The organism is Mesorhizobium sp. WSM4845 (genome assembly GCF_055811455.1).
Genome location: NZ_JBVVQA010000039.1, coordinates 37,294 through 53,478 on the forward strand (window position 1 = coordinate 37,294; position 16,185 = coordinate 53,478).

Consider the following 16,185-nt stretch of genomic DNA (forward strand, 5'->3'; position numbering starts at 1 on the left):
CTGCAAAATCAAGTCTTTACGGACGGTAGTTCTGACACCAGTCGAAGCGAGGCGTTGATGCCCTCCAACTGGTAATGCGGGCGCAGATAGAAGCGGGCGTTGTAGTAGCCCGGCCGCCCCTCGACGCTGTCCACCTGGACTTCAGCGGCGGCAAGCGGGCGCTTGGCGCGCGCCTTGTCGTCGGCAAAGGCCGGATTGGCCAGCACGTAGCGGTTGATCCACTCGGTCAACCAGATCTGCATGTCGGAGCGCTCCTTGAACGACCCTATCTTGTCGCGCGCAATGGCCTTGAGGTAGTGCGCAAAACGCGAAACCGGGAAAAGATAGGGCAGGTTGGCGCTCAGCCGTTCATTTGACTGGGCGTCGGGATCGACCAGCCGCCCGGCGCGCGTCTCGTCGTCCTGCAGCGAATGCGCACCGATAAAGGCTGCGAGATCGGTGTTCTTGCGGTGCAGAATGGGCATCAGGCCGAGCTTGGCCAGTTCCGCCTCGCGCCGGTCGTCGATGGCAACTTCCGTCGGGCATTTCATCGCGATCGATCCGTCGTCCGTGGGGAAGGAGTGCACCGGCAGGTTGATCACTGTGCCGCCGTTCTCGACTCCGCGGATCTGCGTGCCCCAGCCATAGAGCTTGTGACTGCGGTTTATGTTGACGCCCATCGGGAAGGCGGCGTTCATCCAGACATATTTGTTGTGGTCGCCCTGCACTTCTTCCTCGAAAGTGAAGCCCTTCACCGGAACGGTTTCCGAGCCATACGGCAGTCGCGCCAGAACACGTGGCATGGTCAGGCCGATGTAGCGCGCGTCCTCGCTCTCGCGCAGCGATTGCCACGAGGCATAGGCCGGGTTGGAGACGATCATCTGCAGGTCCTGCGGGTTCGGCAGTTCCTGCCAGCTGTCCATGCGGAACAGCCGCGGGTCGGCGGCTGCGATGAACGGCGTATGCGCGGAGGCACAGATGCCCGAGATGTTGCGCAACAGGCCGACGTCACGCGGATGGTTCGAGAATTCGTAGGCGCCGATCAGGCAGCCGATCGGCTCGCCACCCAGCATCGAATACTCGTCCGTATAGACCTTCTTGAAGATCGGGCTTTGATCCCACATCTGGCCTTCGTAGTCTTCAAGCGTGTCGGCAAGCTGAACCTTGGAAATGTTCATCACCCGGATCTTCAGCTTCTGATCCGTCTCGGTGTTGTTGACGAGATACCATAGGCCGCGCCATGTGCCTTCCATTTCGCGGACTTCCGGCGCATGCAGAATCTCGTTCACCTGGGTAGTCAGCATCTTGTCGATGCCTGCTATCAGCGACTTGATCGATTTGATCGCGTTGGACGAGATGGTCGTGGTATCGGAGCGGGACTGCGCCGCCAGCGCGAGATTACGGACGAGCTGCTGCAGCTTCTCGCTGTCGTCCTTCTTGACCTTGAAATCCTTCTCGAGGAGCCCGCTGAATTCTCCGAGGTCTATGGCTTCCGCCTCAGCGGCGACGGCTGCGGTTTTTTGTTGTTCGGCCATGATTTACTCCTGAACCTTGTCGTCGTCGGATAATGCCTGGTTGGCGATCTTGCCGAGAAGCGGCTCGTTGTTCAGAAGTTGCGCGATGCGCTTTTCGGCGTCGACACGGCCGTCCATGAAACCGAGCAGCTCCTCGAGCTGACGACGCATCTTGAGGATCTCGGCCAATTGCGGGACTTGTTCGGCGATCTTGTCCGGGGCGAAATCGCCCATTTTGGTGAAGGTAAGATCGAGTGCTAGCTCTTCGTCCCGCTCGGCGCCCTCAGCCTGGGGCAGCGTATTCTTCACACGGGCTTTGACGCGCGGCCCGAGCGCCTCCATGAAACGGGGGAAGCGGTTCGCGTCAGTCTCGACAAAGGAGCGGTCCAGTACCGACTTCATCGCTTCCCTGGTCTGTGAAGCGCCGGAGAGGTCGGCCATCACGCCCATGACGAACGGCAATTCGATCGTCGTCGGGCTGCCATAGGTTTCCACGTCATAGGCGATCTGCACGCGCGGAGCGCGGTTCCGTTCGATGACTTTCGCTTTGCTTTCAGCTGCCATGGCTCGTTACCTTTCATCCTTCTGGGCCGTCTTCTTGGCATCGGGAACGCCGGCAAGCAGCCGGAATTCCTTCAGCCCCGACGGGGCGAGATCTTCCATCAGTTCAACGAAATCCATATGCACCATCCGGCGCACCCGGCGGGCCAGGTGCGGGATCGGGCTCGACGGTTCGGTGCGGTCATAAAAGGCGACGACGAGGTCGAGGCATTTCACGACGTCGTCGCGCGAGGAAATGCGCTCCGGCAGCCCCGTGGTCGGTTCCGCGTAACTCGCCACACTTGCCATAGTATCGGCTCCATGGCCCTTTGCAGGCATTTGACCGTTTCGAGCAGGCATTTCCGGATCTGCAGTCGTGGGGGCTGGCTCGGCCGCGCCGTTCGTCGCCGTTTCGATTGCCGAATTCCGTTCGAGGGTCGACAGCAAACGCTGCAGAAACCGTTTCAATTCCGGAACAGCGGCGCCACCGCCCTGCAGACGGCCGTTGAGAGCCGTCTCGACCGCATCAAGAGCCGTGATCGCCGCATGAGCATCGGCAATGAGCGACATCATCTCCGCATTGGCTTGATCGGCCTGCGCCTTGCACCCGCTATGAACCCGGTTCAGCAGTTGACCGTGCGCGCTGGCCAGCGTTGCCTTTTCCGCCGCATTCAATCCCGAAGCCGCTTCCAGAAGCATGACCCGCTCGTCGAGTGCGGCTTGTTCCAGATCGCGTCCGCTGATCGGTCCCATAGGGCGCGGCGCGAAGAAAATCATTCGCCGCAAGTCCGCCAGCAGCCCGTCCTGGCCATTCTGGAGGTCGAGCAGGGCGTTGATGCGACGCAAGGCGGCGTCGCGTGGTGAAGCACTGGGCCGCAGGGCCGGGTGCATGGTCTCCCAATGCTGATCGAAGCTCCGCGCAACAAGGGTCAGGCCATGTGCGAGCCCGGCGAGCCGCTGCTCATTGGCCAGCGCGCGCGTGACAATGACGAGCAGGCGCAGATCCCGGCCATGCGCACGCAATTCCTCCGCCTTGTCGAGGACGGCAGGCCAGTCGACCGGAATGGTGCTTTGCGACGAGGGCTGGTTGTGGCCGCCATGGACGACCTTGACCTGCGGCTCGGTGAGACGCTCCAGCTCATGAAAGGCTGGATCGTTGCGCAAATCCTCCCCCGACGGATTTTCACCGTCCAGCGGATTCAGCCAGAGTGCGAGATCAAGCACACCATCCCCCAGCGCGCGGCTCGTGGGCCGTGCCTGACCCAACGCTACCACACTGCGACACTTTACCACAATTTAGTTGATGCTCAATCTTAATACGAGCCTGCAACCGGCGCGCTGGGCTCAAAAGTGCTGGCGGATTTGTCGAACCCTGTCGGTGAAGGCATCGCCAACAGGCGCGGCGTTCGATGGCGTTGCAGCCGATGGCGCCGGCGCCTGCCGGGACGGAAGAAATCGACTGAATCGCACACCCGGACGCCCCGCTCATAAACGCTCTTTGTCAAGTCGCTGCTTATGTGGCAGTTTGTTGGCTGGCAGATTGGAGGGGCAAGTTCGATGGAACAGCGCCGGTCGTCGCAGAGCTTTAAACGCAAGGAACTGGTCGGCAAGCTCAATCCCATCTGTTTGCGCGCCTTCAAGGCTGCGGCCGACACCGCCAAGCTGCGCGGCAATCCTTATGTCGAGCTCGTTCACTTCATCGAGCAACTGGTGCTTTCAGAGCGCTCGGATGTGCAACTGATACTGGCAGACGCCGGGGTGGATGCGAGCCGGCTCACGGCCGATATGACCCGCGCCGTCGACAAGCTGCCTTACGGCGCCACTTCGATCGAGGAATTTTCCGATCATATCTTTCACGCCATCCAGGAGGCCTGGGGCCTGGCGGGACTGGAATTCAGCGTCGAGGAAGTGCGCAGTGCGCATATTCTGCTCGCCTGCCTGAAGACGCCGGTGCTGGAAGGCCTGCTGTCGAAGATCAGCGGCGAATTCGACAAGATCGATGCGCAGGCCGTCATTGCCCGGTTCGCGGACGTCATGGAGGGTTCGCTCGAAGCCGGCGCCGCGACTGCGGTTGCCGCCGCCGAAACACCGCGGCGGGCTCCGGGCGGGGATTCGGCGCTGGCCAAATATGCCACCGACCTGACCCAGCGCGCCCGCGACGGCAAGATCGATCCGGTCGTCGGCCGCGATCCCGAGATCAGGCAGATCGTCGATATCCTGATGCGGCGCCGGCAAAACAACCCGATCCTGACCGGCGAGGCGGGGGTCGGCAAAACCGCGGTCGTCGAGGGCTTTGCCTTGCGCATTGCCGAGGGCGACGTGCCGCCGACGCTGCAGGGCGTCAGCGTGCGCATGCTCGATGTCGGCCTGATGCAGGCGGGCGCCAGCGTAAAGGGCGAATTTGAAAAACGGCTGAAGGCGGTCATTGACGAGGTGCAATCCTCGGAAACGCCGGTCATCCTCTTCATCGACGAAGCGCACACCTTGATCGGCGCCGGCGGCGCGGCAGGAACCGGTGATGCGGCCAATCTGCTGAAGCCGGCGCTGGCGCGCGGTGAGCTTCGCACCATCGCAGCAACGACCTGGGCCGAATACAAGCAGCACATCGAGAAGGACCCGGCGCTTACCCGTCGCTTCCAGGTCGTCAAGATAGATGAGCCGTCGGAAGCGGTCGCCGTTCTCATGCTGCGTGGTGTCGCCGGTGTCCTCGAGCAGCATCACAAGGTGCAGATACTCGATGAGGCGATCGAGGCGGCGGTCAGCCTCTCCCACCGCTACATCCCGGCACGGCAACTGCCCGACAAGGCCGTGAGCCTTCTCGACACCGCCTGCGCCCGTGTCGCCATTTCGCAGCATGCCACCCCGGCCGAGGTCGAGGACATCATGCGCCGCCGCCAGGCGCTGGAGGTCGAGCGCGCCATCATCGGCCGCGAGGCAGCGATCGGCATCGACGTGGCCGACCGGCAGGCTCGGGTCGAAACCGGGCTTGCCGAGACCGAACTCACGCTTGCTGCCGCGCAGCAACGCTGGGATCGGGAAAAGGCGCTGGTTGGCGAGATACTCGAACTGCGCGCCAGGCTGCGCGGCGAGGGTGTGCCGCTCGACGCGGTGGAGCCTCCGGGGGCGGTCGCCGAAACCGCAGGCGCCGATACCCCCGAGGTCAAGGCGCCCGAACCCGATGCGCCCGAACCCGATGCGGCAAGAGCGACCACTGCCGATCCTTCTCCACCCGATCCGGCTGCCGATCTCGCGCGGCTGCGCGAGCTGATGGCCGAACTCGCAGAAGCGCAGGGCGAGACGCCGCTGATCCTGCCGTCGGTCGACCGCAACGCCGTGGCGGCCGTGGTGCAGGACTGGACCGGCATCCCGACTGGCCGGATGCTGTCGAGCCAGACCGAGAAGGCACTGCGGCTCGCCGTCACACTGTCCGAGCGCGTGGTCGGTCAGGATCACGCCATGGAAATGATTGCCAAGCGCGTGCAGACCAGTCGCGCCGGGCTCGGCGCGCCCGAAAAGCCAGTGGGGGTTTTTCTGCTCTGCGGTCCCTCGGGCGTCGGCAAGACCGAAACCGCGCTGGCCCTGGCCGAGACGCTCTATGGCGGCGAGCAGAACCTCATTTCGATCAATATGTCCGAGTTTCAGGAGGCGCACACCGTCTCTACCTTGAAGGGCGCGCCACCCGGATATGTCGGGTACGGCAAGGGCGGCATCCTCACCGAGGCGGTCCGGCGCAAGCCCTATTCGGTGATCCTGCTTGACGAGGTCGAGAAGGCGCATCCGGATGTGCATGAGATCTTCTTCCAGGTCTTCGACAAAGGAATGATGGACGACAGTGAAGGCCGCCGGATCGATTTCAAGAACACGCTGATCCTGCTCACCTCGAACGTTGGCTCCGAAGTCATCATGGACCGGACCAACAGTGGCACGGTGCGGGCGGGGCTCGACGATCTCGACACAGCATTGCGCGCCCCGCTGCTGAAGGTTTTCCCAGCGGCCTTCTTGGGCCGGGTGGTGACCATCCCTTACTACCCGCTCTCGGACATGATGATCGAAGCGATCACCCGCCATCAGTTCGCCAAGATCGCCCGCCGGCTGCGCTCGAGCAACGATGCGGAGTTGGTGATCGGTGACGGTGTCATGGATCTGGTCAAAGCCCGCTGCACGGAGATCGAATCCGGCGGCCGAATGATCGACGCCATTTTGACAAACACGCTTCTGCCGGAATTGAGCCGTGGCGTGCTGAACCGGTCGCTCGAGGGCGAAAAAATGACGAAGGTGACGGTCGGAGCCTCCGAAGGAGGTTTCACCTATTCCTTCGAATAGCTGAGCAGAACGTGGGACCCCGATTCACTCGGCGGGCTGGACCGGCTGCGCGGTGGGTTTCGCGGCCCGCCGTCAGCATGCCGGAGCCGGCCGATCGGAAGATGTCGTTTTACCCAGGGCCGTTGCGCGAGGCACGTCTTATGGTCAGATGCCTGACACGGCGCGATGCAGCTCCAGCTTTGGCGATGGCGGGCGCACTGCATTATTGATATTGTACGCCCAGAACAGGCGCGCAAATGACATCCACTTCAGACAAGGCCGATGCGGTCGAGCAGTTGCTTGACACACCTGAACTCGCAACCGCACTGGAAAGCGAACAGTTCAAGAAATTCCTTGACCAGGTGCCGATCGCCATAGCCGTTGCAGACCTGGCCGCTGAGGAGCGTGTAGTCTACGCCAATCCGGAGTTCGAGAAACTGTCAGGCCTGACGGTCGCTAGGCTAACTCGAGAAAACTGGTCGGCCCTTTCGGGCACAGGCCTCTACCAGCAGAAGGACCGCCCGCTGGCCGAGGCCGTGGTCCGGGAGACCGATTTGGTCGGCACCTACAGGCTGGAGCACAACGAGGACAAGCTGCCGATCGTCGACGTTTATTCCAATGTCATCGAGGACGACAACGGCAAGATCTGCTTCCGGTTGGTGGCGCTGGTCGACGTATCCGCCCATGGCGAAGCGGCGGATCAGCCCTCGGTGGAGGAGCGTGTCAGCGAGAAAGACACGCTGCTGCGCGAACTGCAGCACCGGGTGAAGAATAACCTGCAGATGATCACCGCCCTGATACGGCTTGAAAGCCGCAATGCGACTGAGGCCGACCGGAGACGGTTTGAACGGCTCGCCGGTCGCGTCGACGCCCTGGCGATCCTCTACCAGACGCTGACGGCCGACGAGCAGAAGGAAGAGGTCGATCTTGGCGTCTATCTCAGCCAGATCGCGTCCGCGGTGATGAGCTCGCATGCAGTCGAGGGGATTCGCCTCGATATAAGGGTGGACACATATCCGGTGTCAATCAACGTCGCCATGCCGGCTGGACTGGTGGTCAACGAATTGCTGACCAATTCGCTAAAACATGCTTTCCAGGGGCGCGAAGGCGGCACGATAACGCTGCACAGCATCGTCGATGGCGACGGCTGCCGGGTCATAGTGGCTGACGACGGAATTGGACTGCCGGAAGGCGAGACGTGGCCCAAGCCAGGCAAGCTCGGAGCCCTGATCGCGCACTCGCTGACCGAGAACGCCAAGGCGCGGCTCGCGGTCGACTCGAGCGCCAGCAAAGGGACGAAGGTGACGATCGTCTTCACTCGATCAGCGGCCGCAAGCTGACACCCGACTAAGGCAGTTGGCTTCATGTCCGGCCTTGAGCAATTGCGCAAATAGCCGGCAGGCACGTCCGTAAGGTAGCAGGATGAAGTGCGGGCGTTTCGCTCGTTTACGCCGGCGTATCAAGCCCGCTGCCCCGAGGGCCTCTTCGAAGATCTTTTCACGCCGTGGGGCAGCGGGCTAGGAGGCAGCTCTGGACTCGGCGGACCGCGGGTGAGGGGACACGTTGCGGGTGCAAAGGAGCTCCGGGCGGGCGTGAAGGCGGATCAAGCGCTCGATTGGAATGAAGAGGCCTCGCGCGAGCCGGTTACCCGATCGCTGCTCGGAGATTCCACCAGATACTCCTGTGTCGCGCCCGATCAGCAGCCCCTGGTCCATGCCATTTCGCGCATCGGTTGCATCGCGGCCCCAGACACGCTACTATACTGTCTCGCATTCCCGGGGGGGAAGGTGGATGAGCATCGTCCATAGTGTCGGTCCAATTCTAGATCAGGCAATTGCCGCAGTTCTCAACAGGGCCGGCTTTGGGGATACCGTCTCGGTCAAAGCGGCATTAAACCTGGTTCGGCAGGCTGCACCTGATTTGGTCGCATCCAATGACGATCTGACCGAAGCTATCCTCGAAGTCGCTGCTGCCCTGGGCCTGTTCGTAGCTTTCGATGAGCAGGAAGAGTATCCGCTCAGTCCCGCTTAGGTGTCCGATCGCCGCTCGGAAGGTTCTAGCGAAATATTCCGCCCCTGATGGAACCCTTTAGTAATCGGCGAGTTGCGTTCGAAGCTGAAGGTGACCGTCATGGCAACCAGAGAGAGCGATCGTGCCTTCCGAGATCTGGTCCGTTCGGAAGACAATCGTCGGAGCCTGCGCAAGCGATTAGGACTGGAGAGCGATCAAACTCTGTCGCCGAGGCTTGTCGCATTAGCTCAAAAGCTTCAGAAGGAGCTTGAGCGGCGAGAGCAAGAGATGGCCGACGAGAACCCCCCGTCGGCCTGACAGGGACGGGTAAATGGTCATGGCGCAGCTACGACGCCTCGTGCCGGTCGTCCCTGCTAGGCCACTCGCGAAACCGCTTGCTGATCCAGGTCGCATCTAGCCAGTCCGAAACGCCAGCGATGGTTCGTTGCCTCTCGTCTGCTCTGGTAGAACAAGGTCAGTTTCCCGCCCTCGATCATCACCGTCGAATGACCGTTCTCGCCAGGCTCACCAGGATCGAGCACGGGGCCGACCGAGACGTAGGGACCCTGGACGTCGTCGGCGATGGCGAAGAATACGCGCTGACGACTTCCGCGCGGGCCGTCGGGAAGGAAGCAGGTGGCGTTGAGAAGCACGCGACCGTCAGGCAATTCGACAAGTTGGGCGCCCTCGATCCCCCATTCGTAGTCCGGATGCTCTCGCGCATTGTGGTGGGGAACGTCGAGATGATCCAATATTTTGCCGAGACGTTTCCACGGCCCGAACCAGGAATCGGATTGGCTGCGCGCCAGATAGACGTCAGGCTGCGGCACCCTGGTGAATTTAGGCATGCCTGAATAGACGATGTAGCGCTTGCCGCCGATAATCGCGGGATGGGGATCGTAGATACCGTCCTCATCGGTGTCGGGCAGGGACAATATCGCTGGATTCAGCACCACCCAGTTGAAGCCATCATTGGAAACCGCGTGTTCGCAACGTCCACCCGACTTCATGAATTCGGTCTGGATAAACATATGGAAGACGCCGCATTCATGAATGACGCCGGGTGCCGCTATGCCCGATCCGGTTACCGCCAAGTCGAGCGCCTTATGCTCAGTCCACGGCCCATAAAGGTCCGGAGCCGTGGCATGTAGTATTTTCCAGCTCTCGGTCGTGACGGTGCCGCTCGAGCCGAAGACATGCCAAAGCGTGCCGTCGAACACCGGACAAGGATCCTTCAGATCATCCACGGCCTGCGGGTGAAACAACGGAAAGACGTTGGTTTCGAAGTTGAATTTCATCTCTTGGCTCGCTCACGGTGTGTTTCGTCGGCGGTCGCGGGCCCGTGCGCCACTCGGCCGAATCGATTCACAGACCGTTAACTTATAGCTCCCCTGATTAACGCTTGTTGAACGAGCAAACGTTCTCAACCGTTTTGTGGCAATGCGCCACATCTGTGGCTGGCCGCTCCATTCATCGGTGGATCAATCACGCAAGTGCGGCGTCACTGCTCGGACACGCACGCAGTTCAACTCTGTGGAACAACTTACTTCAATGAAAGTTAGATGTGTGCCTACGGGCCTCAGGTCGAACGAGCCTCGATTAACATATGTTACTTCGAGTGGATAGCGCACTATGCCGAAGGGATAACTTGTATGGAAATGGCGGGCGGCAAGCAAATAGCACCTAACATACCCGTAAAATCGTCAATCTTACTTTGCTTTTCTCACCTAAGATGGAATTTCGTACACCAACGCCCACAGCACATTCTGACGCTCGCTTCAAAACAGCAGCAGCTAATTTACTTTGAGGAACCGGTCTTCGAGGAAAGACACTACCCCTTCATGCGGATGAAAGATGAGACGCCGATGATCCGAACCGTAACCCCGGTTCTTCCGGCCGGCATCTCCGCAACAAAGGCGGACGCCATCCAGCGCAGGTTCGTCGACCAGATCCTCACCTCAGCCCCGCATGACCGGCTCACCGTATGGTACTACACGCCCATGGCGCTACGTTTCAGCGATCATCTTCGCTACGACGTGTGCGTCTACGACTGCATGGATGAACTCTCCGCCTTCAAGAACGCGCCGACAGAGTTGACGCAGATGGAAAAGGCGCTGTTACAGCGCGCCGATGTCGTCTTCACGGGCGGACAGAGCCTGTACGAGGCCAAACGATGCCTCCACAAGTCGATCTTTCCGTTCCCAAGCAGCATCGACTTGGCGCATTTTCACAAGGCAAGACAGCCCGGCGATGACCCTGTAGATCAGGTCGACATACCTCACCCGAGAGTTGGCTTCTTCGGCGTGATCGACGAGCGGCTCGACATCGAGATGATCGCGCAGGCGGCTGCGGCAATGTCCGACGTGCATTTCGTCATGCTCGGCCCGGTGGTCAAGATCGACCCGCTAAGCCTGCCGCGCGCAGCTAACTTGCATTGGCTGGGTGCCAAGTCCTACGCCGACCTGCCTCGCTATCTCAGGCACTGGAGCGCCGGCTGGATGCCCTTCGCGCTCAATGAGGCGACACGCTATATCAGCCCGACCAAAACTCCTGAGTTCCTGGCCGCCGGACTGCCGGTGGTCTCCACGGCGATTGTGGACGTCGTGCGCACCTATGGTGCCGAAGGCCTGGTCGACATTGTTGACGCCGAAGACATCGAAACCAAGCTTCGCTCCCTTCTGTCACGTCCCCGGAATTTCCTGTTGAAGGAGGTCGATGCCTACCTCGCTAACATGTCCTGGGAACGAACGTGGGACGCAATGGCTGCCCATATTCAGCGCGCCTATGCAATGAAAAGCATTGTGCCTTTGCGCCGGGGAGCCTGACCATGTTCGATTGGTTGATTGTCGGCGCCGGCTTCGCTGGCAGCGTGCTCGCTGAACGCATCGCATCGCAACGGCAGGAAAGCGTCCTGCTCATCGACCGGCGAAACCACGTCGGCGGCAACGCTTATGACTGCTATGACGAAGCGGGGATTCTGGTCCACCGCTATGGGCCGCATATATTCCACACCAACGCCCGATCGATCATCGACTACCTCTCGCAATTCACCGAATGGAGGCTTTACGAACATCGCGTACTGTCGTCGGTCGACGGAAAACTGCTGCCGATACCGATCAACCTCGACACGATCAATCGCCTGTACTGTCTTGAATTGACGCCCGAGCAGTTGGAGGAGTTCTTCGCATCCCGGCGAGAAACGGTCGAGGAAGTCCGGACCGCCGAAGACGTGGTTGTGAGCACCGTTGGCAGGGAACTCTACGAAAAATTCTTTCGCGGCTATACAAGGAAGCAGTGGGGCGTCGATCCGGCCCAACTAAGCAAGTCCGTGACTGCGCGGGTCCCTACCCGGACCAACCGCGATGATCGTTACTTTGGCGACACTTTCCAGAATATGCCGGCTGGCGGGTATACACGCATGTTCCAGCGCATGCTGGACAACCCAAGGATCAAGATCATGCTGCAGACCGATTATCGCGAAATTCGCGACAAGATCCCCTTTCAGCGGATGATCTACACCGGGCCGATTGATGAATATTTCGACTGGAGCCTTGGTCGTCTGCCTTATCGGTCACTGCGGTTCGAACACGTGACGCTTGATTGCGAGCAGTTTCAGCCGGTCGCCGTTGTCAACTATCCGCAGACGGAAAACTATACCCGCATTACCGAGTACAAGCATCTGACCGGTCAGCAGAGCCCGAAGACCAGCCTGACTTACGAATATCCAACCGATATCGGCGATCCCTATTACCCGGTGCCGCGGGCGGAAAACGAGGCGCTGTACAAACGCTATCAAGCACTGGCAGCGGCGTGCCCCGAGGTGTGGTTCGTCGGGCGCCTAGCCACGTACCGCTACTACAATATGGATCAGGTCGTCGGTCAAGCTTTGGCGACGTTCGCGCGCATTCAACAAAGCCTGCCGGCAAATGGCGTGGCGCAGATGCCAACGCACCGAGCGATGCTCGATTCGTCGGGCACGGCTCGCGGCGAACATCTATACTGATCTCGGATAGTGGTAGCCAAGTCGTGCCTTGCCGTGATCCGCCGCGAAAGTCGCTAATGGTCGCGCGCCTTTTTTCGACGGCTACGAAACACCCGCCGAGAACAATGTGCGTTGGCGCTCCAATTCATTGGCGACCGGCTGGCGAAGACTGCGCGAACCGTCGGCATGAATCGTCGAGAACAAGCCGACTTCCGCGTGGCGCGAATTGTCCCAGCCGGGATACGCGGTCACCGGGTAAAGGCATATGCCCTGAATCGGCGCACCAAGGCTCATCGCGTCACGGATCTCATCGCAAACATAGTGGAGCCATGCCGGCCGGCCTGATCCTTCAGCGCCCGTCTCGGCGATAAACATCGGTTTTCTGTAGCGCTCAGCGACTTCGACCAACATTCCCGAAAGTGCGCGGTATTCGTGGTGACCCATCGGTATGGTTGGCCCGTGAAAGTACCATTGATTGTGCGGATAAAAGTTAAGACCGATGACGTCGACACAGTCCTCGCTGCCGCCCAGTTCGGGCTCGGCACGGCCCGTCAGCATGTCATAGGCTTCAAACTGGCCTTGACGCGCATTTTCCGCGCGCCGCTGCTCGGCGCGAGTGCGGTCACGAGGAGCGACATGGATTAGCGGTTCAGCCCAGATGAACCTGCAATCAGGTTCGGCACCCCGCATCGCTTTGACGCCCGCAACCGCTGCCCTCACAAGCTGACGCTTGAACCATCCCCGCTTCTTCGGCCCCACGCGCGGGAAATAGCCGACCTCTATCGCCCATGCAAAGAACGAGATTTCATTGATGGGACATACCAGGGGAGCTGTCCCTGCAACGGAGCGGTGAACCCGGACAGCCTCAGCGGCGAATCGCACATAGGCCTCGGTGAAGCCTGAGCCACCCTGGTCGACATGATCCGGCGAGCCGTAGTGAAAGATATCCCAGATGACCTGCACCCCGGCGGCCTGAGCTGCTTCGATCATCGATATCCAACCCGACCAATCGAAAACTCCTGGCGCTGTCTCAATCAGGTGCCAGCGCAAGCCGTCGCGAATCGTGCGAAGCCCAAGGGCAGCACAACTGCGATAGTCGCCGAGGGCGTGCGTGTCGTGTGCGGTCGCGCGGATCAAATCGAGGCGCACTCCGTCGCCGCGCCGATGGGATGAACACTCGAAACCAGCCATGAAGAAGCTGGCAAACGCGGACCGGTACTCGCCTGGCGGACGCGCCGGATCGCTGCTCATACGTGCGACCCGTCGGCCAAGGCTCGCGCCGACGCTCCCGCCAGGCGACCGGCCATTGCCATTCTCGACCGCCACAATTGCTTTCGGGCCTCCATCACGTCGTCCCCTGAGCGGTACATGCCGTGCAAGCGTCGAAAGTTGACCAAGCGAGCGTGAGCGGAGCCGAGTCCAGGTGTTGTCGGTGAGCAGACGTTGACCTCCGGATGACAGACTGTCGCTCTGAAGCCGCGCCTCGCCAATCGTTGTCGGGCTTGATGATGGAATCCGAGGAAGGAGAAGATCGCACGCACGACAACTATAAAGCCGATGAGATGCAACGACACGCGCAATCTCCCCCACACTGCCTACCGAACTTGCCTGCGACCGTTAGGTTCCCCTTCGGCTAAAGTTTTTCTGGTCGGGCAGGCGACCCGCCAACCTGGCATTTCTGCCCTTGTCGACGAAGCGACGCACGACAATTCCGCTCCCTCGTCATCCGCAGCGAGGGTTCGGCCTGCAACTTCTCTGGTGATCGGTCGACATCACCAGCTTCGCGCCGCTCTTGAGGCAGGGCGCCGCGGCGTCGAGACAGGGCATCGTTGTACCCAAGATGGGGTAAAGATCATCGGCCTGCCAAGCCCGGCGAAACATTTTGCCACCGCGGCAGTTATACCGCTCCGGCGACGAAATTCGGGGCATGCCTTTGAACGATATTAGATTGGCGATACCGCTGGTCGGGGAAGTGGGAGACTCTGCGCCGAGACCGGCTGCCGGCCTGCCTTGGATTAAGTTAGCCGGCTCCTATTTCGCCACCGAGGACGGCGAGGCATGGACGCCGATCGGGCAGAATGATGCGGTAAGCTGGCCCGAACTCAATGGCCTGTTCCGGCGCGCCGATATGGCCGGCGTGGAAAATCATCTCCGTTGGCTGAAGGAAAGCGGCGTCACATGCCTCAGGCTGATGCTGGAATATGCCCAGGTTCGCCACCGCTACTTCGAGAAGCCGCAGGGCCGCTTCGTGCCGGCGATGGTGCAATTGTGGGACGACCTCTTTCGTCTTTGCGAAAAGCAGGGCTTAAGAATCCTGCTCACTCCCTTTGATACGTTCTGGCAATGGCTCCATTGGCGCCACCACCCCTACAACCGCAATAACGGAGGCGTGCTGGACCACCCGTCGCGATTCCTGGTCTGCGCCGAGACGCGCCGCGCGATCAAGGCGAGACTGGAATTCGTGGTTCGCAGATGGAGCGGCAGCGGAGCCCTTTTCGCATGGGACCTCTGGAACGAGATCCATCCCGAGCAGGCTCAGGGCAGCGCGGATGGCTTCGGCGCCTTCATCCATGATCTTAGCAATTTTGTGCGCCGCCTGGAAACGTCACTTTACGGCCGCTCTCACCCGCAGACAGTTTCGCTGTTCGGACCTGAGCTTCGCTGGCGGCCCAAAATGCCGCTGGCGGCGCCGATCTTCCGTCACCCCGACCTCGATTTCGCCTCCCTGCATCTCTATGAGGAGGGCACAATTGACGACCCCAGTAACACGGTGGCGCCGGCGCTCGGCATGGCGCGAATCGTCGGACAGGCTCTGGGTGAAATTCATGACGGCCGCCCTTTTCTCGATTCCGAGCACGGCCCGATCCACTCGTTCAAAGACAAGAAGATCACGCTTCCTGAACCTTTCGACGACGAATATTTCCGCCATTTGCAATGGGCTCACCTGGCTTCGGGGGGTGCCGGTGGCGGCATGCGGTGGCCGAACCGCACCCCGCACGTGCTCACCCCCGGCATGCGGCGGGCGCAGCGTTCGCTGGCCGACTTCCTGCCCCTGATCGATTGGGTTTCGTTCCGGCGTGCCCATCTCGGCGACAAGATGCGGGTTTCCGGACCCGACATCGCGCCGGTCGCCTGCGGCGACGATTGCCAGGCAGTGGTCTGGCTGGTTCGCAACGACACGATCGGGCGAAACGGCATGCTGCGTGCCCGCACTGCGCCCATTCCTGCCGTCCTGGAGCTGCCCGGGTTGGCTCGCGGCACCTATCGCGTCATCGCCTGGGACACCGCGGCCGGCAGGCAAACAGCGGAATGGCAGGCGAATTCGGATGGCTGGCTGAAGCTTGATGTGCCGCCGTTCTCCGCAGATGTCGCGCTTGCCGTCCACCGGATCTAGGGAGGCAACTCGCGCGATGCCGTTCAGTGATCTCGCGTCGCCCTAGACAAAGTCGATAGAGGCGGAAGCTGTCCCAGACATTTCCGACCGTGGCATGCAAGTCAAAGCTTTGGTCCTTCGTCATGGCGATGGCGGCCACTCACCCTGCCAGTTTTTTTAACGGAGGCGGGAACATGGATGCTGCCTCGCGGTTGGATCCCGGGTAGCTAATTCGCAGCCTGAGGAAAGCGGCCGAACCCGCTTTCTTAAAAGAAGCAGTAATTCCGCAACCCCGTTCCGTGACATGCGAATTGCCGCGGGAGTTGCTGCGACGCCGCGAACCGCCCCTATCGGAGATTACGCATGCGAGCGCTGGTTTGGCATGGAAAAGAAGACATACGTTGCGACGAGGTTACCGACCCCGAAATCGAGGACCCGCGCGACGCCATTGTCAAGGTGACGAGCTGCGCGATCTGCGGCTCGGA

11 protein-coding genes and 1 pseudogene are annotated in these 16,185 nt (G+C 60.9%); 7 read left to right on the forward strand and 5 right to left on the reverse strand.

What is annotated here, in order from left to right; translation table 11 throughout:
* Window positions 1-8: 8 nt before the first annotated feature.
* From tssC to tssA, 3 genes are read right to left on the reverse strand one after another with little or no spacing between them, the layout of a single operon-like run.
* Entirely contained in the window at window positions 9-1,514 is a 1,506-nt protein-coding gene (tssC, locus tag AC0L2C_RS30050; RefSeq protein ID WP_287067607.1) for a type VI secretion system contractile sheath large subunit, read from the reverse strand.
* Window positions 1,515-1,517: 3 nt separating this feature from the next.
* Window positions 1,518-2,057: a type VI secretion system contractile sheath small subunit gene (tssB, locus tag AC0L2C_RS30055; RefSeq protein ID WP_023801313.1), complete on the reverse strand. Its 540-nt coding sequence runs from the start codon at window positions 2,055-2,057 to the stop codon at window positions 1,518-1,520.
* A 6-nt stretch (window positions 2,058-2,063) separates the two neighbouring features.
* Complete coding sequence (gene tssA, locus AC0L2C_RS30060) at window positions 2,064-3,257, reverse strand: type VI secretion system protein TssA (RefSeq protein WP_287067604.1); 1,194 nt, start codon at window positions 3,255-3,257, stop codon at window positions 2,064-2,066.
* A gap of 333 nt (window positions 3,258-3,590) precedes the next feature.
* On the opposite strand from tssA, the gene tssH reads away from it, so the two are divergent.
* From tssH to AC0L2C_RS30075, 3 genes are all read left to right on the forward strand, one after another.
* A complete protein-coding gene (tssH, locus tag AC0L2C_RS30065) occupies window positions 3,591-6,356 on the forward strand; it encodes a type VI secretion system ATPase TssH (RefSeq protein WP_287067603.1) in 2,766 nt (921 codons plus the stop codon).
* 236 nt (window positions 6,357-6,592) lie between these two features.
* Window positions 6,593-7,675 (forward strand): sensor histidine kinase, encoded by a 1,083-nt coding sequence (locus AC0L2C_RS30070; protein WP_473525120.1) that lies wholly within the window; start codon window positions 6,593-6,595, stop codon window positions 7,673-7,675.
* A 451-nt stretch (window positions 7,676-8,126) separates the two neighbouring features.
* Window positions 8,127-8,366 (forward strand): hypothetical protein, encoded by a 240-nt coding sequence (locus AC0L2C_RS30075; RefSeq protein ID WP_027154105.1) that lies wholly within the window; start codon window positions 8,127-8,129, stop codon window positions 8,364-8,366.
* A gap of 353 nt (window positions 8,367-8,719) precedes the next feature.
* Here the strand turns inward: AC0L2C_RS30075 and AC0L2C_RS30080 are convergent, their stop codons facing one another.
* Entirely contained in the window at window positions 8,720-9,643 is a 924-nt protein-coding gene (locus AC0L2C_RS30080; protein WP_287067598.1) for a glycoside hydrolase family protein, read from the reverse strand.
* Between the two features lie 354 nt (window positions 9,644-9,997).
* Here AC0L2C_RS30080 and AC0L2C_RS30085 point away from each other — a divergent pair, with 354 nt between their 5' ends.
* Together AC0L2C_RS30085 and glf are read left to right on the forward strand one after the other, a co-directional pair.
* Window positions 9,998-11,170: a glycosyltransferase gene (locus AC0L2C_RS30085; RefSeq protein ID WP_473525121.1), complete on the forward strand. Its 1,173-nt coding sequence runs from the start codon at window positions 9,998-10,000 to the stop codon at window positions 11,168-11,170.
* A gap of 2 nt (window positions 11,171-11,172) precedes the next feature.
* Window positions 11,173-12,348 carry a UDP-galactopyranose mutase gene (glf, locus tag AC0L2C_RS30090; protein WP_128170936.1) on the forward strand — a complete coding sequence of 392 codons (1,176 nt, stop codon included), beginning with the start codon at window positions 11,173-11,175 and terminating at the stop codon, window positions 12,346-12,348.
* Between the two features lie 81 nt (window positions 12,349-12,429).
* On the opposite strand, the gene AC0L2C_RS30095 is transcribed toward glf, so the two are convergent.
* Window positions 12,430-13,578, reverse strand: a complete 1,149-nt coding sequence (locus AC0L2C_RS30095; protein ID WP_051407890.1) for a beta-glucosidase — start codon at window positions 13,576-13,578, stop codon at window positions 12,430-12,432.
* Window positions 13,579-14,254: 676 nt separating this feature from the next.
* Here AC0L2C_RS30095 and AC0L2C_RS30100 point away from each other — a divergent pair.
* On the forward strand, window positions 14,255-15,721 hold the full coding sequence (locus AC0L2C_RS30100; RefSeq protein ID WP_473525122.1) for a glycoside hydrolase 5 family protein: 1,467 nt from the start codon (window positions 14,255-14,257) through the stop codon (window positions 15,719-15,721).
* 342 nt (window positions 15,722-16,063) lie between these two features.
* Window positions 16,064-16,185, forward strand: a pseudogene (locus AC0L2C_RS30105) (glutathione-dependent formaldehyde dehydrogenase); the annotation flags it as partial.

What these genes read in the sequence shown, in the direction of transcription:
- AC0L2C_RS30085 (WP_473525121.1), top strand. Translation starts at nt 9,998, where the DNA reads ATGGAAATGGCGGGCGGCAAGCAAATAGCACCTAACATACCCGTAAAA.
- tssC (WP_287067607.1), bottom strand. Translation starts at nt 1,514, where the DNA reads ATGGCCGAACAACAAAAAACCGCAGCCGTCGCCGCTGAGGCGGAAGCC.
- tssH (WP_287067603.1), top strand. Translation starts at nt 3,591, where the DNA reads ATGGAACAGCGCCGGTCGTCGCAGAGCTTTAAACGCAAGGAACTGGTC.
- AC0L2C_RS30095 (WP_051407890.1), bottom strand. Translation starts at nt 13,578, where the DNA reads ATGAGCAGCGATCCGGCGCGTCCGCCAGGCGAGTACCGGTCCGCGTTT.
- glf (WP_128170936.1), top strand. Translation starts at nt 11,173, where the DNA reads ATGTTCGATTGGTTGATTGTCGGCGCCGGCTTCGCTGGCAGCGTGCTC.
- AC0L2C_RS30070 (WP_473525120.1), top strand. Translation starts at nt 6,593, where the DNA reads ATGACATCCACTTCAGACAAGGCCGATGCGGTCGAGCAGTTGCTTGAC.
- tssB (WP_023801313.1), bottom strand. Translation starts at nt 2,057, where the DNA reads ATGGCAGCTGAAAGCAAAGCGAAAGTCATCGAACGGAACCGCGCTCCG.
- AC0L2C_RS30080 (WP_287067598.1), bottom strand. Translation starts at nt 9,643, where the DNA reads ATGAAATTCAACTTCGAAACCAACGTCTTTCCGTTGTTTCACCCGCAG.
- AC0L2C_RS30100 (WP_473525122.1), top strand. Translation starts at nt 14,255, where the DNA reads ATGCCTTTGAACGATATTAGATTGGCGATACCGCTGGTCGGGGAAGTG.
- AC0L2C_RS30075 (WP_027154105.1), top strand. Translation starts at nt 8,127, where the DNA reads ATGAGCATCGTCCATAGTGTCGGTCCAATTCTAGATCAGGCAATTGCC.